Raw genomic sequence first — 25794 nt, forward strand, 5'->3', positions numbered from 1 at the left:
CGCAAGTCCATCCATGGAGGCTTGGCATCGCCCATCCCTGGGCGCTGACAGTCCGCTTATCCGGATCGCCCCGATTGCCTGTTAGCGACTGAGTGGCTTTTAGAGACTCGTGCACAGAAGTGAACGAAAAGATGCAGGTGACCATTGTGAACGGGGCGCTGAATCAGCGCCCCGTTTGCTTTAGCGGCGGTTGCCGAAGATGCGCAGCAGCATCAGGAACAGGTTGATAAAGTCGAGGTAGAGGGTCAGCGCGCCCATGATCGAGAAGCGGCGCAGGTTTTCCTTATCCTCAACGTTAATCCCTTCACCGATGTTTTTCAGCTTCTGGGTGTCGTAAGCCGTCAGGCCGACAAACACCACCACGCCGATATAGGTCACAGCCCACATCAGCGCGGTGCTTTTCAGCCACATATTGACCAGCGAGGCCAGTACGATACCGATCAGCGCCATAAACAGCATGCTGCCCATGCCGCTGAGGTCGCGTTTGGTGGTGTAGCCCCACAGGCTCATCGCACCAAACATGCCGCCGGTGACCACAAAGGTGCTGGCGATCGACGAGTAGGTGTAGACGAGGAAGATGCTGGCCATGGTCAGGCCGGTCAGCGCCGAATAGAGCATAAACAGCGCGGTGGCCGCCGCTCCGCTCAGCTTCTGCACCCACATCGACAGCACCACCACCAGCCCGAGCTGAACGATAATCAGGCCGAAGAAGGTGATGCGGTTGGCAAACACCAGCTCCATCACCGCCGGGGTATTGGCGGCAAACCACGAAACAAACGCGGTTAACAGCAGGCCGCAGGTCATCCAGCCGAAAACCTGTGCCATGTAGGTCGACAGGCCGCTGCTGGCACGTTGTACGATGGTATCCGTGGAACGCGGATATCGGTCCATGATGCTCCCCTTATGAATAGTTGAATAGGCGTGATTACTCGCCTAAGCCTGGCATATTCCACCCGGTTAGCGCCAGTTGCGCAGCGGACTGTTTTGCGCTGATTGAGCAGCGGTTGTATTTGTTCACCTTTTGCCACCAGGGCGGATAAAGATTGATCTGATTTAGCCGATAGATCGTACACAAGGGATTTCGCCTACTAACGGAATGTCCGTGCACACAGCTTATTAAATCGGGGAAATGCCAGATGCCGCAGTCGAGTCAGAAAAAGAAAATGAGCACCCGCACGCTGATGCTGATTACCGGAGTGATCACCATCACCCTCGGCTTCAGCATCACCATCGGCCTGCTGAGCTGGCAGTCCGGCCAGCAGCAGAAGAGACTGGCCGAAGAGTATCTCGGGCAGATTGCCCAGAGCCAGGCGCTGGCGGTCCAGAACGAGCTGGACTACGCTCGCACCGTGGCGCGCGATGTCGGCCAGAGCATGGTGGCCCTGCCGGCGGCGGGTATCACCGATCGTGCCGTCGGCGATAAGCTGCTGACCTACGCGCTGAAGCAGAATCAAAATTATATGTCGATCTCCATCACCTTCGAGGAGAACGCCTTCGACGGCCGGGATGCGGAATTCGCCGCCCAGCCCGATCCGGCCCCTGGCGGGCGCTACGCGCGGTTTGTCGACCGCGATGCGGGCGGCAATTATAACCTGCACCACCTGACCTCGATCTTCACACCGGGCCAGGGCGATTATTATATTCTGCCGAAAAAAGCCCAGCGCGATATGCTGATCGAACCTTACAGCTATGCCTATAACGGCGTTCCTACGCTGCTGACGTCGGTTGCGGCGGTGATCGTTGACGACGGCAGGCTGAAGGCGGTGGCGACCTCCGATATCTCCCTTGCCTCTCTGCAGGAGCGGGTAAGCAAAATCACCCCGTGGGAAGGCACCGGCTATGCGCTGCTGATCTCCCACGGCGGCCGGGTCGTCTCCAGCCCGAATAAAGAGCAGGCCGGTAAGGCCTACGACGGGCAGACCGACGGTTACAGCAATCAGATCGTGCAGCATTTCGATCCGGTGCTCGGCGAAGAGGTGCTGCAGACCTGGCGTCCGGTGAATATCGGCAACAGTACCACGCCGTGGTATCTCGGCGTGGTGGCCCCGGTGGATAAGGTGATGGCGGCGGCTAACCGTCAGCTGACCCAGGCGCTGATCCTGATGGTGCTGAGCATCATCATCGTCTGCGCGGTGCTGGGGGTGATCTTTACCCGTAAGATCGTGAAGCCGATCGGCGGTGAAGCACGCCAGGCCGCGGATATCGCGCTGCTGGTCGCCGACGGCGATCTGCGTTCAGAGATCCCGGTCAAAGCTAACGATCGTCAGAGTATTTTCTTCGCCATGCACACCATGCAGCAGCAGCTGCGCGCGATCGTGGCGGAGATCGGTGCCGCCAGCGACTCGGTGCGTCAGGGGGCGGAAGAGATCGCCAGCGGCAACCTCGATCTGGCTTCCCGCACCGAGCAGCAGGCCGCCGCGCTGGAGCAGACCGCCGCCAGTATGGAGCAGCTGACCGCGACGGTGAAGCACAACGCCGATAACGCTCATCAGGCCACCGCGCTGACCGATAACGCCACCGATATTGCCCAGCGCGGCGAGCAGCTGGTGCAGCAGGTGGTGCATATTATGCAGCAGATCGACGAGAGTTCGCAGCGTATCGGGGCCATTACCAGCATTATTAACGGTATTGCCTTCCAGACCAATATTCTGGCGCTGAACGCGGCGGTGGAAGCGGCGCGCGCCGGTGAGCAGGGTCGCGGCTTTGCGGTGGTGGCCTCTGAGGTGCGCAGCCTGGCGCAGCGCAGCGCCGACGCGGTGAAGGATATTTCAGCGCTGATCGCCGAGTCGACGGAGCGCGTCGATCAGGGCGTGACGCTGGTGCAGAGCGCCGGGCAGACCATGCAGGAGATGACGCAGGCGGTGACCTCGGTGAAGACCATTATTGGCGAGATCGTTTCGGCTTCTGACGAGCAGTCGCAGGGCATCGGTCAGGTGACGGTGGCGGTAAATCAGATGGACGGTGCCACCCAGCAGAACTCGGCGCTGGTGCAGCAGATGTCGGCGGCGGCGGCCTCGCTGGAGGAGCAGTCGAAGCAGCTGGCGCACACCGTGCAGCAGTTTAAGCTGGACGCGGCGTAACGGAGTATGGCAGCGGCATCACCCTTATGGCGTCGCTGCCTTTAGTCGCTGCGGGTTCCGGTGCCTGGCTAATCGATGTGTGGCTTTGGGGCCGGGTCGCTGCGGGTTTGGATGCATGGCCTATCGGAAGAGTAGCTTTGAGGCCGGGTCGCTGCGGGTTCCGGTGCCTGGCTAATCGGGGTTTATCCGGATCGCGGACACGCCAGTAACGTCCCTGGGCTCTGCCGGGCGCATCCCTGCGCCCGAAGGTCCGCTAACCCGGATAAACCCCGATTGCCTTTTAAGTTCTGTTTCGCTGTAGAGCGATCATCTCTTTAGAGTCACCCGTCACCACCAATCCAACTAAACCGGTTGTTCTGCGCAGCAGATCGTTGCTCCGATTAGCGATACTTCTATTCATTTAGTGCTAATGGCATTCAAGAATCATCCCCTGCATTATCAGCACGCTGACTCGTTTAGTATCCTTATTATTCCTACATCATGCCTGTTTCACGGCACGTGCTGCCGCTCCTGATTTTTACTTTTCGCCCTACTCTTTTCATCTTCTCCGCGTGGTAGCTGGTTCATGTTTTAAGCAAAGCTGTTGAGCAGTGACTCTCAGGGCCGCATGTTCGTTGTATAAGGGAAGTGAACGATGAAGAAGCAGAAGGATATTGCCTCCGGGCGCAGGCGTTTTTTACAGCGCAGCCTGGCGCTGATTCCGCTGGTCAGCGCGGGCAGCGCTCTACTGCGCACATCCGAAGCGGTGGCAGCTGCAGCGCCGCGATTGCGTGCAGACGCGCCGCTGTTTTTCACCGCCGACGAATGGCGTTTCTTATGTGCCGCCTGCCGGCGGCTGATCCCTGACGACGAACTCGGCCCCGGTGCTCTGGCAGAAGGGGTACCCGCGTTTATTGATAAGCAGATGGAGTTGCCCTACGGATACGGCCAGCTGTGGTATATGCAGTCGCCGTTTGCCGATGGCGTACCCGAGCTGGGTTATCAGTCAGCGTTAGTGCCGCGCCAGGTGTATCGTTTGGGGATTGCCGCCGTCGATGGCTACTGTCGGCAGTTTTTTCAGGCGGTGTTTGCCAACCTTTACGCCACTCAGCAGGACGAGGTGCTACAGGCACTGGAAAGCGGACGTCTGCAGTTCGATATGCTGCCGGGACCGCTGTTTTTCGAGCAGCTGCTGGAGAATACACGGGAGGGTTACTTTAGCGACCCGATTCACGGGGGCAATCAGAGCATGGCCAGCTGGCGGCTGATCGGGTTCCCCGGCGCACGAGCGGACTATCCGTGGGTAATGGACCACCCCAACCAGCCCTATCCGCTGCCTCCGGTGGATATCAGCGGCAAACGGGGAGAAAAAGCATGAGTGATATTACCGATCCCCCGGTTGACGTGCTGATCGTCGGTTTTGGCTGGACGGGCTCATTGATGGCCCGCGAACTGGCCGACAGTGGGTTAAAGATCCTCGCGCTGGAGCGCGGTGAACAGCGCGATACTCAGCCTGATTTCGCCTATCCGCGCATAATGGACGAGCTGACGTACGCCGTGCGTTTGCGACTGTTTCAGAATCCGGCCCGGGAGACGGTCACTGTACGTCACTCGATGACCGATCGCGCTCTGCCCTATCGACGTTTTGGCTCCTTTTTACCGGGTAATGGCGTGGGCGGTGCCGGGGTGCACTGGAACGGGATGCTCTGGCGACCGCTGGAAGCGGATTTGCAGATGCGATCGATGGTCAGCGAACGCTATGGCGCGGGCGTAATTCCGGCAGATATGCAGCTTCAGGATTATCCGTTTAGCTATCAGGAGATGGAGCCGTGGTTCGATAAATTTGAGAAAATCTGCGGGGCTGCAGGCCAGGCCGGTAACATCAATGGCACCAAAATTGCCGGAGGCAACCCGTTCGAAGCCCCCCGCGCCGGTCCCTACCCGACCCGAGCGCTGAAACAGCAATACGCCGGTACGCTTTTTGGGCAAGCCGCTGAAGGGCTGGGCTACAGCCCGTTTCCCGTTCCTGCGGCCAACTGCAGCGAACCCTGGACCAATCCTTACGGCGTGCAGCTAGGCGTGTGTAATTACTGCGGTTACTGTGAGCGCTTCGGCTGTTTTAACGCGTCTAAAGCCTCACCGCAGTCAGCGGTGTTGCCTTCATTGCGACAGTTTGCCAACTTTTCGTTGCGAACCGAGGCCCACGTGCTGCGCGTGGTACTTGATTCCGCCAAAAAGGTGGCCGTGGGTGCCGAGTGGATTGACTCACAGGGCCGGACGCATTTTCAGCCCGCTGCGTTAGTGGTGCTCAGCGCTTTTCAGCTGCATAACGTGCGGCTGCTGCTGCTTTCAAAGATCGGCAAAACCTACGATCCGCTCAGCGGTGAAGGTGTGGTCGGACGTAACTACGCCTATCAGATCAACGGCGGTATCAACCTGTTTTTCGGTCAGGAGACCTGCTTTAATCCGTTCGGCGCTACTGGCTGTACCGGCACCTTTATTGATGACTTCAATGCGGAAAATTTCGATCACTCAGGATTAGGTTTTATCGGTGGCGCAACGATTTCGGCCACCATCACCGGTGGCCGCCCCATCCAACAGATGCCATTGCCCCACGACACGCCACGCTGGGGTTCAGCGTGGAAAAAGGGTATTCAGCAGCACTATCTGCATACTATGAGCATCGGTTCTTCCGGATCGGTGATGCCTTACCGCCACTGTTATCTGGATCTCGACCCAACCTGGCGAGATGTTCACGGCCAGCCGCTGCTGCGTATGACCTTCGACTGGCAGCAGAATGAACTGATGATGACGCGCTTTATTGCCGCCAGGGCGGCAGAGATTGCCGAGGCCATTCAGCCACAACGCTTTGAATCAAATTTTATGGATCTGCACTCCCATTATGACGTACGGCCTTACCAGTCCACGCATACCACTGGCGGCACGGTGATGGGAAACGATCCACGCACCAGCGTGGTAAATCGCTACCTGCAATGCTGGGATGTGCATAACCTGTTTGTCACCGGCGCATCGGTATTTCCGCAAAATATGGCCTATAACCCCACCGGCCTGGTGGGCGCAACCGCGCTATGGGCGGCTCATGCCATTAAAACTCGCTATTTTCAGCAACCCGGGTCGCTGGTTTAGTGAGAGGGACCCGTTTATGAAGATAAAGCTTTGGTGGTGGCTGCCGCTGATGTTCGGCGGCGGCCTGCACGGCGCAATGGCGCAGGACAGCATTTCGACTCGCGGCGCTTATCTGGCGCAGATTGCCGACTGCGGCGGCTGCCATACCGCATCGGGCGGTGCTGCTTACGCCGGAGGCGTTGCTCTTGCCACGCCTGTTGGCATCGTCTATTCCACCAATATCACTCCGGAGCGCCGCACGGGCATCGGTGACTACGATTATGCTGATTTTGTCCGGGCGGTGCGTGATGGTCGGGCTAAGGATGGCCACAATCTCTATCCGGCGATGCCCTATACCGCCTACAGTAAGTTCAGCGACGCGGAGCTTCAGGCGCTGTGGAGCTTTTTTCACCAGAACGTGAAGGCGGCGGTAAAGCCAAACCGGCGTGCAGAGATCCCCTGGCTGCTGCACTTTCGCTGGCCCCTTAACGTCTGGAACTGGCTGTTCCATGACGATTCTCCCTGGCGTGCCGATCCCACTAAAAGCCAGCAATGGAACCGAGGTGCCTGGCTGGTGGCAGTACCCGGCCACTGCGGAAGCTGCCATACGCCACGCGGGATAGCTTACCAGGAGAAGGATGTTGACGGGCGCAGCTCAGCCTGGCTGACCGGCAATACCGTGGCGGGCTGGTATGCGCCGAGTCTTAACGCCAGAAAATATGCGGGGCTTAGCCATTGGTCGCAACAGGAGATCGCCGCGTTTCTGCACAGTGGTCAGACCGAAAATCAGATGGCATTTGGCTCAATGGCCGAAGTGGTGGAGAACAGTACGCAGTATATGAGCGATAGCGACCTACAGGCGATCGCTGTCTATCTCAAAAGCCTTTCGCCCGCACAGCCTAACAGCGGGGATCGTTCCAGGCCAGCTGATGCTGGCCTGACACAACAGGATAAGATAATGATCGCGGGAGCCATGGTCTGGGCAGATAACTGTGCAGCCTGCCACCGATCGGATGGAGAGGGTTACCGACGCACCTACCCCTCGCTGGTCAACAACGCAGCGCTGTCAGAAGACGATCCCGCTTCATTAATCAGTATGGTCCTTTACGGCGGCAAAGCACCGGTAACCTCCACGTCTGTGACGGGGATGGCGATGCCGGGATTTGGGGAGCGGCTTTCCGACAGCCAGATCGCCGCATTGGCCACCTTTGTACGTAACAGCTGGGGCAATCAGGCTTCAAAGGTGACGAAAAATCAGGTAAAAGCCCTTCGCAAGCCACAAGGTTCAGGTTCAGGTTCAGGTTCAGGTTCAGGTTCAGGTTCAGGTTCAGGTTCAGGTTCAGGTTCAGGAAAATGAAAAAGTTATCCAGACAGATAGCAATGCGGCAAAAAAGTTTATTTTAAGCGGCACCCGGTCATCAGAGGGTGCCGGATTAATGCAATTTATTCACCGCGCAGGCTTTCCAGTAGTGCCATCGATCGATAAATAGTGGCATGTACCGGCACGGCGACACCGGCCTGCGTTGCAAGCCGACAGATCGTGCCATTCTGATCTTCCAGTTCTGATTTACGCCCGGCGGCTAAGTCACGCTGCATTGATGCAGTACTGTCCGGCGTAAAGGCATCGAACTGTGACATCGCCCACTTCACATCTTCCTCCGTTAGCAGAACACCATATGCCTCAGCAAGCGCTCTGACTTCCAGCATCGCATCCTGCACCAGCTGACGCGTCAACGGGAAGCTACGGGTTTTACCTACCGGCTGCCGGGTGAGCGCGCCTACACCGCCGTAAGAGGAGATCAGCATAAACTTGCGCCACATGTCGTGATAAATATCGTCGGAGAGTGTCGTAGTTACCGAGGCATCGGTCAGCGCAGCAGCCAGCGATTCGCAGCGTGGTGAACGGCTGCCATCCAGCTCACCGAAGGTAATCGCCGGTTGGCCGCCCAGGTGTTGAACGCGGCCCGGCTCAGGCAGATGGGAAATAATGACGCATACCCCGCCCAGCACGTGCTGTTTACCCACGGCCTGCACCAGCGTATCGGTAACGGTAATGCCATTCTGTAGCGGCAGTATCGGCGTTGAGGCATGCAGCAGCGGTGCCAGACCGGCTGCCATATCGCTTACCTGAAACGCTTTCGTCGCCAGGATCACCGCATCCGATTCGCCGATGTCACTGGCCAGGGTACTTACGCCAGCAGGCATGACCTGCCACGGTGGCGCATCACCGCTGCTTACCTGAATCCCCCGTGCCCTGATCGCTTCCGCATGGCGTTCCCGCACCAGAAAATGCACGCTGTGCCCGGCTCTCTGCAGCACCGCACCGAAATAAGCTCCAACACCGCCCGCCCCTACCATGGTAATTTTCATGCTTCCCTCCTTTTTATTTCATTCACAACTGCTTGCTGATGTAATATTTGAAGAGCTGTTTTTTCCACATCATCAATTCTCAAAATACCACTATATAAAGACAGTATTGAGTCATGTATTTCTTGCCATAATCTTTGTTTTTTCGGAAGGATTTCATAATCAAGTTTATTCACCAAATATCCTGTAACCTTCGAGATAAAATCTGGATCATCTATTTTCTCCGATAACATCCCAGAATCTTTCAGGATCTGACGCACGGTATCATCAAACAAGCCCACCTGATTAACAAAATATTTTACAGGCCGTTTTACGTTTAGGTAATCGGGCACATTAACTATTCCTGCATTTTCATTTTCAACCAATAAACCACTGACTGGCCTATAAACATCAGGAATAACAATAAACGTTTTTTCAGCCAAACCCGCTGCATCTTTAAGTTTCTGAGGATCGAGATTCTTTCCATTAACCGTAATATTCCTCTCGATAAATATCTGATTCAAAACCTCTATATTTGCAAGCCCAGCCCGATTTCCGAATCCCGCTATTCCACCTTCAATCATCTGAAAACCATGGAAAACGGAAGATAATGAGTTTGCAAGTCCCAATCCCCTGTCGTCATGTGAATGAAGATAAAATGTCATATTTGAGAAATCATTAACCAAATTTGCGGCCAGTATCGCCGTAACATCAGGATACAATGTTCCCACTGAGTCATTGATCCTTACCTTACCTATTCCAAGCTTTTTAACTCTTTCAATTTGCCTGCATATAAAATCATAGTGTTCATTATCAATTTCAGTATCAAATGCATTTAATATACTCGATCTAAAATTCCTTATGCCAATATCGAAAAGTTCACCGTGCGCTTTAGCCAGTAAATTTTTCTCTTCCTGAAATTCAACCATACCAATACTAACATGTACTTTCTCCAGGAGTTTTCTGGGTATTATTTTCAATGACTCTTTAAGCGGCTCCCATGTTTTCAGGGTTAGATTGAATAAGAAGTTTACATCTTGCGGAATTCTATTCAGAAGGCACTGAGAATTAAGGCATCTCAATAGAAACTTAGCTTCCTGGAGTCCTGACCCCATATCAATATCTTTTATACCCGTACAGGCTATCATTTCAACCAAAGCAAGCTTGTCTTCATCACGCGCACCAAAAAGTGCTCTTTCGAGACCTTCTCGAATCGTTTCATCTGAAATGCTAATGAGATCGAAGTCTTTAAATCGTGGTTTATGACCATAAGGCATAGAGAGAGCCATGACATTGCTTCCTTAAGCTATAGACACGAAGCACTATATTTACCGAATTATTATTTATAGGTTATACATCTAATGCCTTTATGAAAAATGTTAACAAAATAAAAAACCATTTATAAAAAAAAGCCAAGTCATTAATTAATAGATTTTTTATATTATCCATACAATTCCACACCCCTATCCCTTAGATATTTATATACGTTAGGTTCGGATTTTTTAGTCAAAAGTGGTCTGGCACAACCAAGATAGTTGCAGAATTGCTGTATCCCCCAACTTCTGGCAATAGCAATGAATGACTTTACACAGCCACGAGTAAACCTTGACGAGAGAAGTAAGCTTCAGGTTTGCCGGGCAAGCAATGCAAAGTCGTCTGCCCACTCTCCAGCAACGGTATTTAAGGCGACCCGGCGATTTGCTGCCAGCGGCCGACCCAGGCACCGGGCATAAAGCCACGCTCCTTACAGCGCTTGCATTACCAACCAAGGCACCAGGCATAAAGCCACGCCCCAGGCAGCAACGCCAAAGCGCGTAACGGAGTCCTTAATTCCTTTTCAGGCACGCCTCGTAGCGCCCGTTCACCCGATGGGCGAACCAGGCGGTGGTCAGGTTGCGGGTGATTTTCGGGCTTTCCAGCTTAATGCCGGGCAGCACCTCGCGCGGCAGTCGCTTACCGGCGTCTTTGTCGGCCAGCGCAAAGACCGCCTGCCACAGATCGCTTTTCTCAAAGTCCGCGCTGTCACCCCTCTCCAGCGCCCGGCGGATCGCCCGGTCGCTGTAGTCCAGGCGTTTGCCCAGCGTGCGCAGCGCTTTCTCGGTCGCCCCGGCGTTGTCTGAAGCGTAGTCAATCAGATCGCCGTCCAGCGCCAGCCTGATACCGCTGAGGCGCGACACCGCCGCCTGAAACGCCGCGTTGCGGCTGGCGTACCAGCCGGCGTTAAAGTCGGCGAAGCGGTAGAGCGGCGCGCTGTAGCTGGCCGGGTAGCCGAGCAGGTGCTGGGTGCCGAACCAGATGCCGCCGCGGCGGCTGAACACCTCGCGGCGAATCGAACCGTCAACCGGGTACGGGTAGCCTCTGGCGTGCGCTTCGGCGAAGGCGATGCTCACCTGCATCGGGCCGCCGGTATGGATCGGGTTGAACTTACCGAACAGCTTCTGCCCCATCGGCACCGTATCGATCAGATCGTCAAAAATCGCGCTGAGTTCTTTTTCGCTTTTTACCCGGTCCAGCCGCTCGGCGTAGCTTTTGCCGGTGGGGGAGTCGATTTTCAGCGCGGTATGCACGAGGAACGACGGGATATGCAGCTGCCCGGCGCGGCGGTCGATCTCAGCCCAGGCGATTTTCGGCAGCCCCGCCACCGGCGCGTCGGCGTTGAAGTTGGACTCCTGGGCGGTCACCGCGATCACCGCGCAGATATTGCTGGCGGACGGGTCGATACTGAGGCCGTTAAACGCGGCGTACATATCCGTTGACCAGCCCTGACGGTTGCTGACGTTGTCGGGCAGCAGGCGGGCGATCTGCACCTTTACGTCGGTCGGGCGTGGGGCGGAAGTCTGTTTAGCGGGGTGCTGGCTACAGCCGGCCAGCACCAGCAGGCCGATAAATGAGAAGCGATGCATAAAACGGCGGGTCATGGCGTTCCTTCAGGGCGAGGCAAAATGCGATGAGCCAAGACTAGCCGCTGTGCACGGCAATATCCACTGCCTGTCGGCTTAAAACCTGCCGCAGCGATTTTACATCGTCGCAGCGAAGATTGCAGACCGCCAACGGGGATCGCCCAACGCAGAACCCTGTCTGCGCGTTACGCCAGCACGCGGATAGCGACTCGCTGCCGCATGATTATCGCTGCGCATAATGCCTTGCCTGCTGCCACCGTCGTAGCGCTGCAGTGACGCTTTCCGGCGCTCAGCCGCCTGACGATCGCTGTCGCGTGATGCGATCCAGCGCCCGCCGTTGTGGTGAGGCACTCACGCCTTCCAGCGTTCGGCCGCCTGACGATCGCTGTCGCGTGACTCCACCCAGCGTTCGCCGTCCGGCGTGGCTTCGCGCTTCCAGAACGGCGCGCGGGTTTTCAGCAGGTCCATAATAAATTCTGCGGCGGCAAAGGCCGCACCACGGTGCGCGCCGCTGACGCCGACCAGCACGATCTCATCGCCGGGATACAGCGCGCCGACCCGGTGGATCACCGTCACCCTGTGCAGCGGCCAGCGCTCGCGCGCCTCCTGCACGATCGCCGCCAGCGCCTTTTCGGTCATTCCCGGATAGTGCTCCAGCGTCAGCGCGCTGACGTCGTCGCCAAGATTGTGGTCACGCACCTTGCCGGTAAAGGTGACGATCGCGCCGTCGGCGTGGCTGTCCGCCAGCCAGTCGTACTCCTGCGCCATGCTGAAGGGCTCTGCCCCGACCCGAATACGTGTATCCATCTCAGCCCCCGGTGACCGGCGGGAAGAAGGCCACTTCGTCCCCGACGTTAAGCGGGTGAGTGCCGGGAACCAGCGTCTGGTTGACGGCCGCCAGCAGCTTGCCGGACTCCAGCGCCAGCGCCCAGCGGTCGCCGCGCGCGGCCAGCGCAGCGCGCAGCGCCTCAACGCTGGGGTAGTCGGCGGCCAGCGTCAGCCGGTCAGTGCCCACCAGCTCGCGCACCTGGGCAAAAAACAGCACGTTAATCATGCGCCACCGCCTGGAAATCACCGGACTTGCCACCGCTTTTGCTCAGCAGGCGGCACTGCTCGATGCTGATATCTTTCTGCACCGCTTTGCACATGTCGTAAATGGTCAGCGCCGCCACCGAGGCGGCGGTCAGCGCCTCCATCTCAACGCCGGTTTTGCCGGTCAGGCGGCACAGCGTCTCAATCCGCACCCGGTTAAACTGCGGCTGCGCTTCCAGCGTCACCTCCACCTTGCTCAGCATCAGCGGATGGCAGAGTGGGATCAGCTCCCAGGTGCGCTTGGCGGCCTGAATGCCGGCGATGCGGGCGGTGGCGAACACGTCGCCCTTGTGGTGGCTGCCGTCGGTAATCATCTGCAGCGTGGCGGGTGCCATCACCACCAGCGCTTCGGCGCGGGCTTCGCGTACGGTTTCCGCCTTGCCGGAGACGTCAACCATATGGGCTTCGCCGGCGGCGTTAATGTGGGTTAACTGTGACATTCAGAGCTTCTTTACGTGGGAAACGAAGTTACATGGCCCGGTGCGGGCGTCGAGCTGTTCCTGGATAATACGCTCCCAGGCCAGCTGACAGGCGCTGGTGGAGCCGGGGACCGCGAGGATCAGCGTCTGGTTGGCGATGCCGCCCACCGCCCGCGACTGCAGGGTGGATGTGCCGATATCCTCAAACGACACCATGCGGAACAGCTCACCGAAGCCTTCGATTTCGCGATCGAACAGCGGCAGCAGCGCTTCCGGCGTGCTGTTTTTGGCGTTAAAGCCGGTGCCGCCGTTAATCAGCACCACCTGCACGTCGCGGCTGGCGACCCAGCGCGAGACGGCGGCGCGGATCTGATAGCGGTTATCGGCAACGATCAGCCGGTCGACCACCTGATGCCCGGCCTCGCTCAGCGCCTCGCGCAGGTAGATGCCGGAGCTGTCGCTCTCCGCGGTATGTTTATCGGAGACGGTCAGCACCGCCACGTTAAGCGCCACAAATTCGGCTAAACCTTTACCCATAGTGATTCCTTATCCGCCGATAAACGACAGGTTCTGCGTAATGCCGGTGTTGCCCTGATGGAGGAAATGCGTCTGTTTTTTCTGACCAAGGCTGCTGGCGATGCGCGCCTGCAGCGCCTGCTGCTGGTCGTCATCCGCCAGCAGGTCACGCAGCGGCACGCCGCCGTCGCCGAACAGGCACAGGTGCAGGTTGCCGACCGCCGAGACGCGCAGGCGGTTACAGCTGGCACAAAAGTCTTTCTCATACGGCATGATCAGGCCGATTTCGCCCTGATAGTCCGGGTGCTGAAACACCTGCGCCGGGCCGTCGCTGCGCGCGCGCGGCTGGCACACCCAGCCCTGGCGCAGCAGCTGCTCGCGAATTACCTCACCGGAGATATGGTGCCTGCGGAACAGCGCGCCGCCGTCGCCGGTCTCCATCAGCTCGATAAAGCGCAGCTGGATCGGGCGCGTGCGGATCCAGTCAAGGAAGGTGCCGAGGCTGTGGTGATTGACGTCGCGCATCAGCACGGTGTTGACCTTCACCCTGCTGAAGCCGGCGTCGAAGGCGGCATCGATGCCGCGCATCACCTCGTGAAACTTGTCCTGGCCGGTGATGGCGTGAAACTGGCGGGCGTCGAGGCTGTCGATGCTGACGTTAAGCGCGGTCAGCCCGGCGTCGCGCCACTGCGCGACATCCCGCGCCAGACGGTAGCCGTTGGTGGTCACCGCCAGCTGGCGAATGCCCGGGTTCTCCCGCACGGCGGCGATAATATCGGTAAAGTCGCGGCGCATTGAGGGCTCGCCGCCGGTCAGGCGCACCTTTTCGGTGCCCGCGGCGGCAAAGGCACGCGTGACGCGACGGATCTCATCTAGCGTCAGGAAGCTTTTGTTCTGCACGCCCTGCGGCTTGTAACCGTCGGGCAGGCAGTAGGTGCAACGAAAGTTACACACGTCAGTGATCGACAGGCGCAGGTAGTAGAACCTGCGCGCATAGCTGTCAGTAAATTGTGGCACCGTGACACCTTTCCAGATTCGGGAGATGCAGGCATTTCTTTCTGCACCCTGGCAACTCAAGGTTGCGGCCAGGAAACCCTATCCGCGACGGACGTAGGTTTCAGGGCTAAGTGTGACTTACCCATCCGGGTAAGCGCGGGTAAAAAAATTCTAACGTTAATAGCGCCAGCTTTCCAGCACGGTTTTTCGCTATATACTATGATGCATAGCGTATTTTACCGACCGTTTAGCGCCAGATAGCGTAAAATAGAGCTGATAAACACCCTGACAACAAGATGAAAACACATAATGCGTAATCGCACCTTAGCCGACCTGGATCGCGTGGTGGCTTTAGGCGGTGGACACGGCCTCGGCCGCGTGATGTCCGCCCTTTCCCCGCTGGGTTCCCGCCTGACCGGCATCGTCACCACCACCGATAACGGCGGCTCCACCGGCCGCATCCGCCGCTCCGAAGGCGGCATCGCCTGGGGAGATATGCGTAACTGTCTGAACCAGCTGATCGCGGAACCCAGCGTCGCCTCAGCGATGTTTGAGTACCGCTTTAACGGCAACGGTGAGCTGGCCGGACATAACCTCGGCAACCTGATGCTGAAAGCGCTGGATCACCTCAGCGTGCGCCCTCTGGAGGCGATCAACCTGATCCGCAACCTGTTAAAGGTCGATGCCTTTTTGATCCCGATGTCAGAGCAGCCGGTGGACCTGGTGGCGATGAGTCACGAAGGTCACCTGGTCTACGGCGAGACCGAGATCGACCTGATGCCGGAAGCGCCGCAGGAGCTGATGCTGTCACCGCAGGTCAGCGCCACCCGCGAAGCGGTGGTGGCGATTGGCGAAGCAGACCTGATCCTGATCGGCCCCGGCAGTTTCTACACCAGCCTGATGCCGGTGCTGCTGCTGCCGGAGATCGCTCAGGCGCTGCGCCGCACCCCGGCGCATATGGTGTGGATCGGCAACCTTGGCCGCGAACTCAGCCCGGCGGCGGCGGCGCTGAGCGTTAATGACAAACTGGCGGTAATGGAGAAGGCGATAGGCAGGGAGACGATCGATGCGCTGGTGGTCGGGCCGAAGGTCGACTGCAGCGAGGTGACAGGGCGGATCGTGATTAAACAGCCGCTGGAAGCCGGCGATATCGCCTATCGCCACGACCGCCAGCTGCTGCGCCTGGCGCTGGAGACGGCGGTACAGTCGCTGGGTGAAAACCACTGACGTTGCGCAGCCTGCCATTCGCGGCAGGCCAGCCTGAAGCGGACAGCCGGTGTCCGCCTCAGCCGGCATCAGGACGCGGCGATAAACAGCTCGCGCAGCGCGTGCAGCTGGTCGCGCACCGCGGCCGCCTCTTCGAACTCGAGGTTCTGCGCGTGCTGCTGCATCTGCGCTTCCAGCTGGTTGATGCGCTTCTGCAACCCGGCGGGTGACAGGTCGACGTAGGTTGGATCGTCCTCCACCACGCTGCGCCCCTTCATGCTGCGCGGTTTGGCCTTGTTCTTCGCCAGCCCCTGCCCCAGCTCCAGAATATCGGCAATTTTCTTGTTCAGCCCCTGCGGCACGATGCCGTTGTCTGTGTTGAACTGCTCCTGTTTTTCACGGCGGCGTTCGGTTTCGCCAATCGCCCGCGCCATCGACGGGGTAATCTTATCGCCGTAAAGGATCGCCTTCCCGTTGAGGTTACGCGCCGCGCGGCCGATGGTCTGGATCAGCGAACGTTCTGAACGCAGGAAGCCCTCTTTGTCGGCGTCGAGGATCGCCACCAGCGACACCTCCGGCATATCCAGCCCCTCACGCAGCAGGTTAATGCCCACCAGCACGTCAAACTTGCCGAGGCGCAGGTCGCGAATAATTTCCACGCGCTCGACGGTATCGATATCCGAGTGCAGGTAGCGCACCCGCTCACCGTGCTCTTCCAGATATTCGGTGAGGTCTTCGGCCATGCGCTTGGTCAGCACCGTCACCAGCACGCGCTCGTTGATGGCCACCCGCTTGCGGATCTCAGAGAGCAGATCGTCGACCTGGGTGCCCACCGGGCGCACTTCGACCAGCGGGTCGAGCAGGCCGGTCGGACGCACCACCTGATCGACCACGTCACCGCCGGATTTCTCCAGCTCGTAGTTGCCGGGGGTGGCGGAGACGTAGATGGTCTGCGGCGCCAGCGCTTCGAACTCTTCAAACTTCATCGGACGGTTGTCCAGCGCCGACGGCAGGCGGAAGCCGTACTCGACCAGCGTCTCTTTACGCGCCCGGTCGCCGCGATACATGCCGCCAATCTGCGGGATGGTGACGTGGGATTCGTCAATCACCAGCAGGCCGTCGGCGGGCAGATAGTCAAACAGCGTCGGCGGCGCTTCCCCCGGCCCGCGGCCGGAGAGGTAGCGCGAGTAGTTTTCGATGCCCGAGCAGTAGCCCAGCTCGTTCATCATCTCGAGGTCAAACTGGGTGCGCTGGCTGATGCGCTGCTCTTCCAGCAGCTTGTTGCTGGCCAGCAGCACTTGCTTACGATCCGCCAGCTCGACCTTGATCTCCTCCATCGCCTGCAGAATACGTTCGCGCGGGGTGACGTAGTGGGTCTTCGGGTAGATGGTGTAACGCGGGATATCCTGGGTCACCTGGCCGGTCAGCGGGTCGAAGATCGACAGGCGCTCCACCTCTTCATCGAACAGCTCGACGCGCAGCGCGTAGTCGTCTGACTCGGCCGGGAAGATGTCAATCACCTCACCGCGCACGCGGAAGGTGCCGCGCTGAAACGCCTGATCGTTGCGGGCGTACTGCAGCTCAGACAGGCGCCGGAGGATAGCGCGCTGGTCAATGATCATGCCGCGGGTCAGGTGCAGCATCATTTTCAGGTAGAGGTCCGGATCGCCAAGGCCGTAAATCGCCGATACCGAGGCCACCACGATCACGTCGCGCCGCTCCAGCAGCGCTTTGGTGGCGGAAAGCCGCATCTGTTCGATGTGCTCGTTCACCGAAGCGTCTTTCTCGATAAAAGTGTCCGAGCTCGGCACGTAGGCTTCCGGCTGGTAGTAGTCGTAGTAGGAGACGAAGTACTCCACCGCGTTGTCCGGGAAAAATTCCTTCATTTCGCCGTACAGCTGCGCGGCCAGCGTCTTGTTCGGCGCCAGCAGCATGGTCGGACGGTTGAGGTCGGCGATCACGTTGGCCACGGTGAAGGTTTTCCCGGAGCCGGTTACGCCCAGCAGCGTCTGGTGTGCCAGGCCGTCTTCCAGCCCCTCTTCCAGCCGGCGAATGGCCTCAGGCTGGTCGCCGGCGGGTTTGAAATCTGAATTGAGTGTGAAAACTTTGCTCATTGACGGGCTACCTGATGACGTTGTTCGCGAACCGGCTTCTAATTCTACTCTGCCCTGCCGATTTTGCCAGCAAAAAAGACTGGATAAATTAACAGTGATTCTGCATGATGGCGGGACACAGGCGGCAACGCAGAGGCGCACATTTGCCACGCAAACGTCTGCGTTTTTGCTGCCAAAAGGTTATCCCCAGATATTCTGGATCTTTAACATTTGTCAAGCACCCTGGCTGAAAACAGTGTGACGGATTGATTGCAGGCCACGGGCGGCTTGCTTTTAGTTAACGTGTTGAAAAAAAACCTGATTGCTTTTGAGCTGAGTTTCGCAGCAACCCAGGCCTAAGCCGCACCCGCTCTCGTCTGCCACAGGTTTTCATCCTCTAATGCACAAGGTTATCCACAGGAATAGTGGATAAGTGTTTGCAGCGCACAGGGCATCGGCTGTGCATAATTCTCCCCCTGCCCCCTTAACAGCCGCTAAATATTTTTTTTTGCTTTTTTTTCGTCATCCCCGAGCCCACTCCGGCGACAGTTTTGCTCATTAATCCGTCATTTTCCCGTGGCGAATGTTGCAGGTGAACCGCGCAGGGCCGTAGCCGCTGCAATTGTGAACGCTGGCTGCACCACCAGCGCTTCATCCCCGGCACCATCACAGTGCAGCGCGACGATTACTGCCGGAAACTGATTAATCCGGCTTACCCGTAACGGGCGGCATTACCCCCTCCCCCATCACAAAATGCGCTTTTTTACCCCATCCTGGCCTGATATTTGCAGTATCTCCCTTACCGCTTTCCGTCCGCCGGCGTCACTGGCCCGGCGGACGGCCACCACCCGGGGCACAGACGTGCCGGGTGCCCCACGAAAACGGTCTGAAGGAGAGTGTCTGATGCTCAGTTTACGCTCGGTAAATCAGTTTTACGGTCAGCAGCATATTTTATGGGACGTTGACCTCGATCTGCCTGCGGGCAGCTGCACCGGCGTGATCGGCCGCCCGGGGATGGGCAAAACCACGCTGGTGAACTGCATTATGGGGCATCTGCCGGTTAACAGCGGGTCGATGGTCTGGCAGGAGGAGCACGGGCAGCCGCAGGATCTGCTGGGGCTGCCCGTGGAAAAACGGGCGGTGCTGGGGATTGGCTATGTGCCACAAACCCGGCCGCTGTTTTCACAGCTGAGCGTTGAGGAGAACCTGCAGGTCGCCCTGCTGGCGGGGGTTGAAGCGGCGCGTCACCCGGCGATACCGCCGATGGTCTATGACCTGTTTCCGGCCCTGTGGTCGCTGCGCCATACGCGCAGCGGCGAGCTGCCCATCAGCCAGCAGCAGCAGGTGGCGCTGGCACGGGCGCTGGTGCTGATGCCGAAGCTGCTGATCCTTGATGAGCCTACCGGCGGCATGTCGCCGTGGCTGGAGGAGGAGATGGGCAACCTGATCCACCGCCTCAATCACGAATTTGGCATGACCATTCTGCTGCTGGAGCAGCAGCCGTCGTTTATCCGCCGGGTGGCGGACTATTTTCTGCTGCTGCACCGCGGCCGCAACGTCGCCCACGGGCGGGTGGCGCAGCTGGATGACAGCATGATCGATACCTGGCTGACGGTGTAGGGGTCAGGGTAACGACAGATACCTGCCGGCGGCCTCACGTTCGCCGCCTGCAAGATGCGGGATCTCCCCCAGCAGCGGCGCGGGCAGCAGCCGGGTCAGCGTGGCCAGGTACTCGCGGTGGCGTGTCCCGGCGGGCTGAATACCGTTAGCAATCCAGCCCGCCAGCGGCAGCCCGCTGGCCATCACCGCCTGCGCGGTCAGCAGCGCGTGGTTAATGCAGCCGAGTTTTATCCCCACCACCAGCACCACCGGCAGCCGCTCCTGCACCACCCAGTCGGCAAAGGTGGCGGTCTCCGAGAGCGGCGTCAGCCAGCCGCCGGCCCCTTCGGTCAGCACCCACTCGGCCTGCTGCTCAATCCGCCGCAGCCCGGCGGAGAGCTGCGTAAAGTCGATCGGCCGCCGCTCTTCCGCGCTGACGATATGCGGCGAGGTCGGCTCGGTAAACGCCAGCGGATTCACCCACTCGTACGGCAGGCTGACGCTGCTGTGGCGCTGCAGCGCCAGCGCATCCTCGTTACGGATGCCTTCAGAGGTCAGCACGCTGCCTGAGGCCACCGGTTTATAGCCCGCACAGCGGTAGCCAGCGGATGCGGCGGCCTGCAGCAGCGCACAGCTGGCGACGGTCTTGCCGACCTCGGTATCGGTTCCGGTTACAAACCAGCGTTCAGTCACGGGTAATCTCTCCTAAAATCAGTTGATAGGTCAGCAGGCAGCCGCGCGCGTCACGTGGCCACACCGCTTCAAGCTGGCGCAGCCGGCGGCGCGACAGCGTCATCGCGCCGCGACCTTCGTGCAGATGGGTGGCACCGATGCCCTTCAGCGAGCGCAGGGCGCCGAGCACGTCCGGGAAGGCCAGCGTCACCGTCAGTGGCCGCAACGTGGCGGCAGGCAGTGCTGCGGCGATCTGCGACGGGCTGAGGAACCGGTTGACCGGCGGCGCCTGGCCCAGCGCCTGCCAGGCCTGCCCGACCTCACGCAGCGATCCGGCCGCCACGGTGGAGAACAGCAGCTGGCCGCCGGGCCGGGTCACCCGCCGCAGCTCGCCCAGCGCCTGCGCCAGATCGCTGCACCACTGCACCGCCAGATTGCTCCAGCAGCGGTCAAACGCGCCGTCGGCAAACGGCAGCGCCTCGATATCACCCAGCTGATAACGGTCGGCGACCGCCCCGGCCTGCGCCTGCTGCAGCATGGCGGGCGACAGATCCAGCGCGGTCACCCGGTGGCCGCCCAGCTGCCAGCGCTGGCTGAACCAGCCGGTGCCGCAGCCGGCGTCCAGCACCGTTAGCGCCTCTCCGGGGCGCGAAAACGCCAGCAGCCGTTCACCGCACAGCCGCTGCAGCTCCGCGTGCTGGTTGTAGCGCCCGGCCGCGCGGCCAAACGCCGCCGCCACCGCCGGTTTATTCACGATCTGCAGCATGCAGCACCTCCAGCAGGTGGTCGATATCGTCCGGCAGATGGGCGGCGCTGAGGGTGATGCGCAGCCGCGCGGTGCCCGGCGGCACGGTGGGCGGGCGGATGGCGCTGACCCAGCAGCCCTGCTGGCGCAGTCTCGCGGCCAGCGTCATGGCGGCCGCGTCATCCCCGGACAACAGCGGCTGAATGGCGCTGTCCGAGGCGGCCAGCCGCCCGCGCAGTCCGGCGGCTCCGGCGCGAAAACGGGCGATATTCTGCCGCAGGCGCTGGCGGCGTTCGTCACCCTGCTGCACGCAGGCCAGCGCCGCCTGTAGCGCACAGACCTGCGCAGGCGGCATCGCGGTGCTGTAGATCAGATGGCGGGCAAACTGCAGCAGGTAGTCGGCGGTGGCCTCATCGCACAGCAGCGCCGCGCCGCTGACGCCGAAGGCTTTGCCAAAGGTGACGATCAGCAGCTCGGGCCTGACCCCCTGCTGCTGACAGCTGCCGCGCCCCTGCGCGCCGCAGGTGCCGATGCCGTGGGCGTCATCCACCAGCAGCCAGCCGCCGTGCGCCTGCGCCAGCTGGTGCAGCGCCGCCAGCGGCGCGCGGTCGCCGTCCATGCTGAACACCCCTTCGGTGACCACCAGCGTCTCGCCGGCGCAGTCGCCGGCCAGCAGCGTCGCCAGCGAGTCCGGCCGGTTGTGCTGAAAGCGCCGCAGGGTGGCCGGGCTGAGACTGGCGGCCTCCAGCAGCGAAGCGTGGCTGAGCTTATCGGCGAGGATGCGGTCATGTTTACCCGCCAGCGCGTGGATCGTCGCCTGGTTGGCGGCGAAGCCGGAGATAAACAGCAGCGCGCGCGGGTAGCCGAGCCAGTCGGCCAGCTCTGCTTCCAGCTCCGCCTGCGGCTGGCGGTAGCCGGTGATATGCGCCGATCCGCCGGCCCCGACGCCATAGCGATCCGCCCCCTGCTGCCAGGCGCGGACGATCGCCGGGTGGTGGCTCAGGCCCAGGTAGTCATTGGCGGAGAAATTAAGATAGTCGCAGCCGTCCACCTGCAGGCTGCGGCCGTCCGCCTGGCCGCTGACGGTGCGCTGGCGATAGCGCCCCTGCTCATGACGCGCGCTCAGCGCCGCGTCCAGCCGTTGTGGCCAGCCCATCACAGCGCCGCGTTGTAGTACAGGGCGGTATCGGCGGTCAGCAGCCGGGCGGCCAGCGCCTGCTGCTGCTCGTTATCGCCGGCCTCGGTGGCGGTGTGCTGCGGATTAAGGCCCAGCTTGCGGAACAGCTGCAGGTCTTTGTCCTCCTCCGGATTGGCGGTAGTCAGCAGCTTGCAGCCGTAGAAAATCGAGTTGGCTCCGGCCATAAAACACATCGCCTGAGTCTGTTCGCTCATCTGCTCGCGCCCGGCGGAGAGCCGCACGTGGGAGCGCGGCATCATGATGCGCGCCACTGCGATGGTGCGCACAAAATCGAACGGATCGACGTCATCGTTATCCGCCATTGGCGTGCCTTTGACCTTGACCAGCATATTGATCGGCACGCTCTCCGGCGGCGTTGGCAGGTTGGCCAGCTGCACCAGCAGCCCGGCGCGATCGCTGACCGTTTCCCCCAGCCCGACGATGCCGCCGGAGCAGACCTTGATCCCGGCGTCACGCACGCGGCCCAGCGTGTCCAGCCGCTCCTGGTAGCTGCGGGTGGTGATGATGCTGCCGTAAAACTCCGGCGAGGTGTCGAGGTTATGGTTGTAAAAATCCAGCCCGGCCCCGGCCAGCCGCTGCGCCTGTTCGTCGCTGAGGGTACCGAGGGTCATGCAGGTCTCCAGACCCATCTCTTTCACCCCCTGCACCATCTGCTCCAGGTAAGGCATATCGCGATCGTGCGGGTTTTTCCACGCCGCGCCCATGCAGAAGCGGCCGGAGCCGGCGGCCTTCGCCTTACGCGCCGAGCTGAGCACCTCCTGTACCTCCATCAGCCGCTCTGACGCCAGCCCGGTTTTGTAACGGGCGCTCTGCGGGCAGTATTTGCAGTCCTCCGGGCAGGCTCCGGTTTTGATCGACAGCAGCGTGCTGACCTGCACCTGGCGCGGGTCAAAGTGCTGACGGTGGATCTGCTGCGCCTCGAACATCAGTTCGAGAAACGGCTTATCAAACAGCGCCTGTGCCTGAGAGAGGGTCCATTGTGTTGCCATTGCTTGCTCCAAAAAAGTCTGTCATTTGTCTTCACGGCCTGGTTATACTTGTAAACTAAATTTTTTATTTTTGGTTTACAAGTGATTTATGACCCCAGACGATCTCGCCTTTGACCGTGACCATATCTGGCACCCCTACACCTCGATGACCCGCCCCCTGCCCTGTTATCCGGTGGTTGCCGCCAGCGGTACGTCGCTGACGCTGGCCGACGGCCGCCAGCTGACCGACGGGATGTCCTCGTGGTGGGCGGCGATCCACGGCTACAACCACCCACGGCTTAACCGGGCGCTGCAGGCGCAGATGGCGGAGATGTCGCACGTGATGTTTGGCGGCATTACCCATCCGGCAGCGGTGGCGCTGTGCCGCCGGCTGGTGGCGATGACCCCGGCCGGGCTGGAGTGCGTGTTTCTGGCGGACTCCGGCTCGGTGGCGGTGGAGGTGGCGATGAAGATGGCGCTGCAGTACTGGCAGGCGCGCGGCGAAAAGCGTCAACGCTTCCTGACCCTGCGCCACGGCTATCACGGCGACACTTTTGCCGCGATGTCGGTGTGCGACCCGCAGAACTCGATGCACAGCCTGTACCAGGGCTACCTTGCAGAGCAGCTGTTTGCCCCGGCGGACTGCCGCTTTGACCAGCCATGGCGCGAGCAGGACGCCGACGCGCTGGAGCAGCTTATCGTCAGCCATCACCGCCAGCTGGCGGCGGTGATCCTCGAACCGATCGTGCAGGGGGCAGGCGGCATGCGCTTCTACCATCCGCGCTATCTGCTGCGCGCGCGCGAACTGTGCGACCGCTTCGGTCTGCTGCTGATCGCCGATGAGATCGCCACCGGGTTTGGCCGCACCGGCAGGCTGTTTGCCTGCGGGCACGCCGGCATCGCGCCGGATATTCTCTGCGTCGGCAAGGCGCTGACCGGCGGCGCGATGACGCTGTCCGCCACCCTGACCACCCGCCGGGTGGCGGAGACCATCAGCAACGGCGCGGCGGGCTGCTTTATGCACGGTCCGACCTTTATGGGCAATCCGCTGGCCTGCGCGGTGGCCAGCGAGAGCCTGGCGATACTACAGGAGAACCACTGGCCGGCGCAGGTGGCGGCGATTGAGCAGCAGCTGCGCGACCAGCTGCTGCCGCTGCGGGATGCGCCGGAGGTGGCCGACGTGCGCGTGCTTGGCGCGATTGGCGTGGTGGAGACCCGGCGGCCGGTTGACATGGCGGCGATGCAGCAGTTCTTTGTCGAACAGGGGGTGTGGATCCGCCCGTTTGGCCGGCTGATCTACCTGATGCCGCCGTATATCATCACGCCAGAGGCGCTGACCCGGCTGACGGACGCCATCGCGCAGGCGGTGGCGCGTGCGGCGCTGTTCAGCGCTGGCTGAGCCTTACTGCGGCCCGGGTGTCTGGCAGTCGTGCTGACTGAGCCTCGCTGCGGCCCGGGTGACTGGCAGTCGTGCTGACTGAGCCTCGCTGCGGCCCGGGTGTCTGGCAGTCGTGCTGACTGAGCCTCGCTGCGGCCCGGGTGACTGGCAAAACCGTGGGCATCTGCCTGCGGCTTGTTCTGCCCGTTTCAGCAGGATTCAGCAGGGCGCAGGAAGCAAACGCCGTGCTTCGCGCAGTAGCGCAAGGAAACTCCGCGGCAGATGCACTACGCTTTAGCCAGCAAAAAGTCGGCAATACGGCCGACGCTTTTCTGGCTAACCGGAGGTTTTCATGCCGCAGGACCGACAAACCAACCGCCGCATCGTACTGGCATCCCGCCCGCACGGCGCGCCCACCGCCGCCGACTTCCGCGAGGAGGCGCAGCACCTGCCGACGCCAGGCCAGGGCCAGCTGCTGCTGCGCACCGTGTGGCTGTCGCTTGACCCCTATATGCGCGGGCGGATGAGCGATGCGCCCTCTTACGTGCCGCCGCTGGCGATTAACGAGACGATCTGTGGCGGCACGGTGTCGATCGTTGAGCAGTCTCACCATGCCGATTTCAAATCCGGCGACTGGGTGCTGAGCTACAGCGGCTGGCAGGATTTTGCGCTGTCTGACGGCAGCGGGCTGGTGAAGCTCAGCGGCCCGGTGTTGCAGCACCCGTCGTGGGCGCTGGGCATGCTGGGGATGCCGGGCTTTACCGCCTATATGGGGCTGCTGGATATCGGCAATCCGCAGCCGGGCGAGACGGTGGTGGTAGCCGCCGCCACCGGTGCGGTAGGTTCGCTGGTCGGTCAGATCGCTAAAATCAAGGGCTGCCACGTGGTGGGGATTGCCGGCGGCGCGGCCAAGTGCCGTTACGCCGAGGACGTGCTGGGCTTCGACCGCTGTCTGGATCACCGCGACCCGAACTTTGCCCAGCAGCTGAGCCGCCACTGTAGCGAAGGGATCGACGTTTATTTTGAGAGCGTTGGCGGCGCGGTGTTTAACGCGGTGCTGCCGCTGATGAACACCAGAGGCCGTATTCCGGTGTGCGGGCTGATCGCCGATTATAACCGTACCGCGCCGTCGGCCGGTCCGGACCAGCTGCCGCTGTTGCAGAGCGCGATCCTGCGCAAGCGGCTGCGGGTGCAGGGCTTTATCATTACCCAGGACTATGGCCATCGCTTCGATGAGTTTTTCCGCCAGATGAGCCAGTGGGTGGCGCAGGGGCGGCTGCAGTTCCGCGAGGATATTGTCGACGGGCTGGACAATGCGCCGGAGGCGTTTATCGGTATGCTTGAGGGGAAAAACTTCGGTAAGGTGGTGATCCGCGTGGCCGGGGATAAGCCTGCGCCGTAATCTGCGGCAGTGAAGCCTTGTTACTACAGGATAGATGATCGCGTGCGCGGTATGCGGCAGTGGAGCCTCGCTGCAGGTT

At 60.4% G+C, this 25794-nt stretch carries 22 protein-coding genes and 1 riboswitch; of the genes, 8 read left to right on the forward strand and 14 right to left on the reverse strand.

Annotated elements, in window-relative coordinates; all coding sequences use genetic code 11:
- Positions 1-180: 180 nt before the first annotated feature.
- Positions 181-891 (reverse strand): Bax inhibitor-1/YccA family protein, encoded by a 711-nt coding sequence (locus GKQ23_RS17045; protein WP_212408957.1) that lies wholly within the window; start codon positions 889-891, stop codon positions 181-183.
- A gap of 245 nt (positions 892-1136) precedes the next feature.
- Here GKQ23_RS17045 and GKQ23_RS17050 point away from each other — a divergent pair, with 245 nt between their 5' ends.
- From GKQ23_RS17050 to GKQ23_RS17065, 4 genes are all read left to right on the forward strand, one after another.
- Positions 1137-3080: a methyl-accepting chemotaxis protein gene (locus GKQ23_RS17050; RefSeq protein ID WP_212408958.1), complete on the forward strand. Its 1944-nt coding sequence runs from the start codon at positions 1137-1139 to the stop codon at positions 3078-3080.
- Between the two features lie 634 nt (positions 3081-3714).
- On the forward strand, positions 3715-4437 hold the full coding sequence (locus tag GKQ23_RS17055) for a gluconate 2-dehydrogenase subunit 3 family protein (protein ID WP_212408959.1): 723 nt from the start codon (positions 3715-3717) through the stop codon (positions 4435-4437).
- The gene (locus GKQ23_RS17060; protein ID WP_212408960.1) at positions 4434-6206 is read left to right on the forward strand and encodes a GMC family oxidoreductase; all 1773 of its coding nucleotides are present in this window, start codon (positions 4434-4436) and stop codon (positions 6204-6206) included. Before GKQ23_RS17055 ends, GKQ23_RS17060 begins: the two co-directional genes overlap by 4 nt.
- On the forward strand, positions 6160-7542 hold the full coding sequence (locus tag GKQ23_RS17065; protein WP_249168422.1) for a cytochrome c: 1383 nt from the start codon (positions 6160-6162) through the stop codon (positions 7540-7542). Before GKQ23_RS17060 ends, GKQ23_RS17065 begins: the two co-directional genes overlap by 47 nt.
- Before the next feature lie 86 nt (positions 7543-7628).
- Here GKQ23_RS17065 and GKQ23_RS17070 read toward each other — a convergent pair whose 3' ends face one another.
- The 8 genes from GKQ23_RS17070 to moaA all read right to left on the reverse strand — a co-directional run bounded on the left by GKQ23_RS17070 (position 7629) and on the right by moaA (position 14475).
- Positions 7629-8555, reverse strand: coding sequence for a ketopantoate reductase family protein (locus GKQ23_RS17070; RefSeq protein WP_212408961.1), 927 nt, complete (start codon positions 8553-8555; stop codon positions 7629-7631).
- Positions 8552-9820, reverse strand: a complete 1269-nt coding sequence (locus GKQ23_RS17075; protein ID WP_212408962.1) for an isopropylmalate synthase — start codon at positions 9818-9820, stop codon at positions 8552-8554. The genes GKQ23_RS17070 and GKQ23_RS17075 overlap by 4 nt, the downstream gene beginning before the upstream one ends.
- Positions 9821-10357: 537 nt before the next feature.
- Positions 10358-11449 (reverse strand): DUF1615 domain-containing protein, encoded by a 1092-nt coding sequence (locus tag GKQ23_RS17080; protein ID WP_212408963.1) that lies wholly within the window; start codon positions 11447-11449, stop codon positions 10358-10360.
- Positions 11450-11782: 333 nt separating this feature from the next.
- Complete coding sequence (moaE, locus tag GKQ23_RS17085; RefSeq protein ID WP_056237120.1) at positions 11783-12238, reverse strand: molybdopterin synthase catalytic subunit MoaE; 456 nt, start codon at positions 12236-12238, stop codon at positions 11783-11785.
- A 1-nt stretch (position 12239) separates the two neighbouring features.
- Entirely contained in the window at positions 12240-12485 is a 246-nt protein-coding gene (gene moaD, locus GKQ23_RS17090) for a molybdopterin synthase sulfur carrier subunit (protein WP_212408964.1), read from the reverse strand.
- Positions 12478-12963: a cyclic pyranopterin monophosphate synthase MoaC gene (moaC, locus tag GKQ23_RS17095; protein WP_056237124.1), complete on the reverse strand. Its 486-nt coding sequence runs from the start codon at positions 12961-12963 to the stop codon at positions 12478-12480. Before moaC ends, moaD begins: the two co-directional genes overlap by 8 nt.
- Positions 12964-13479: a molybdenum cofactor biosynthesis protein B gene (gene moaB / locus GKQ23_RS17100; protein ID WP_212408965.1), complete on the reverse strand. Its 516-nt coding sequence runs from the start codon at positions 13477-13479 to the stop codon at positions 12964-12966.
- 9 nt (positions 13480-13488) lie between these two features.
- Entirely contained in the window at positions 13489-14475 is a 987-nt protein-coding gene (moaA, locus tag GKQ23_RS17105) for a GTP 3',8-cyclase MoaA (protein ID WP_056237127.1), read from the reverse strand.
- Positions 14465-14600: riboswitch (molybdenum cofactor riboswitch) on the reverse strand. (Overlaps the previous gene by 11 nt.)
- A 163-nt stretch (positions 14601-14763) precedes the next feature.
- On the opposite strand from moaA, the gene yvcK reads away from it, so the two are divergent.
- Positions 14764-15681: a uridine diphosphate-N-acetylglucosamine-binding protein YvcK gene (yvcK, locus tag GKQ23_RS17110; RefSeq protein ID WP_212408966.1), complete on the forward strand. Its 918-nt coding sequence runs from the start codon at positions 14764-14766 to the stop codon at positions 15679-15681.
- Between the two features lie 68 nt (positions 15682-15749).
- On the opposite strand, the gene uvrB is transcribed toward yvcK, so the two are convergent.
- Positions 15750-17774: an excinuclease ABC subunit UvrB gene (gene uvrB / locus GKQ23_RS17115; RefSeq protein ID WP_212408967.1), complete on the reverse strand. Its 2025-nt coding sequence runs from the start codon at positions 17772-17774 to the stop codon at positions 15750-15752.
- An 882-nt stretch (positions 17775-18656) separates the two neighbouring features.
- Here uvrB and GKQ23_RS17120 point away from each other — a divergent pair.
- Positions 18657-19373 carry an ABC transporter ATP-binding protein gene (locus GKQ23_RS17120; RefSeq protein ID WP_212408968.1) on the forward strand — a complete coding sequence of 239 codons (717 nt, stop codon included), beginning with the start codon at positions 18657-18659 and terminating at the stop codon, positions 19371-19373.
- Between the two features lie 3 nt (positions 19374-19376).
- On the opposite strand, the gene bioD is transcribed toward GKQ23_RS17120, so the two are convergent.
- Genes bioD through bioB form a run of 4 tightly spaced genes read right to left on the reverse strand, consistent with a single transcriptional unit; the run spans position 19377 to position 22956 of the window.
- Positions 19377-20045: a dethiobiotin synthase gene (gene bioD / locus GKQ23_RS17125; RefSeq protein ID WP_212408969.1), complete on the reverse strand. Its 669-nt coding sequence runs from the start codon at positions 20043-20045 to the stop codon at positions 19377-19379.
- Complete coding sequence (bioC, locus tag GKQ23_RS17130; protein ID WP_212408970.1) at positions 20038-20790, reverse strand: malonyl-ACP O-methyltransferase BioC; 753 nt, start codon at positions 20788-20790, stop codon at positions 20038-20040. The genes bioD and bioC overlap by 8 nt, the downstream gene beginning before the upstream one ends.
- Positions 20771-21925, reverse strand: a complete 1155-nt coding sequence (gene bioF / locus GKQ23_RS17135; protein WP_212408971.1) for an 8-amino-7-oxononanoate synthase — start codon at positions 21923-21925, stop codon at positions 20771-20773. The genes bioC and bioF overlap by 20 nt, the downstream gene beginning before the upstream one ends.
- On the reverse strand, positions 21925-22956 hold the full coding sequence (gene bioB, locus GKQ23_RS17140) for a biotin synthase BioB (protein WP_056237139.1): 1032 nt from the start codon (positions 22954-22956) through the stop codon (positions 21925-21927). Before bioB ends, bioF begins: the two co-directional genes overlap by 1 nt.
- An 88-nt stretch (positions 22957-23044) precedes the next feature.
- Here bioB and bioA point away from each other — a divergent pair, with 88 nt between their 5' ends.
- Both bioA and GKQ23_RS17150 read left to right on the forward strand, forming a co-directional pair.
- Positions 23045-24334 (forward strand): adenosylmethionine--8-amino-7-oxononanoate transaminase, encoded by a 1290-nt coding sequence (bioA, locus tag GKQ23_RS17145; RefSeq protein WP_056237141.1) that lies wholly within the window; start codon positions 23045-23047, stop codon positions 24332-24334.
- Between the two features lie 331 nt (positions 24335-24665).
- Positions 24666-25715, forward strand: coding sequence for an NADP-dependent oxidoreductase (locus GKQ23_RS17150; protein WP_212408972.1), 1050 nt, complete (start codon positions 24666-24668; stop codon positions 25713-25715).
- Positions 25716-25794: the final 79 nt, after the last annotated feature.

Source organism: Erwinia sp. E602, from assembly GCF_018141005.1.
Classification (GTDB): domain Bacteria; phylum Pseudomonadota; class Gammaproteobacteria; order Enterobacterales; family Enterobacteriaceae; genus Erwinia.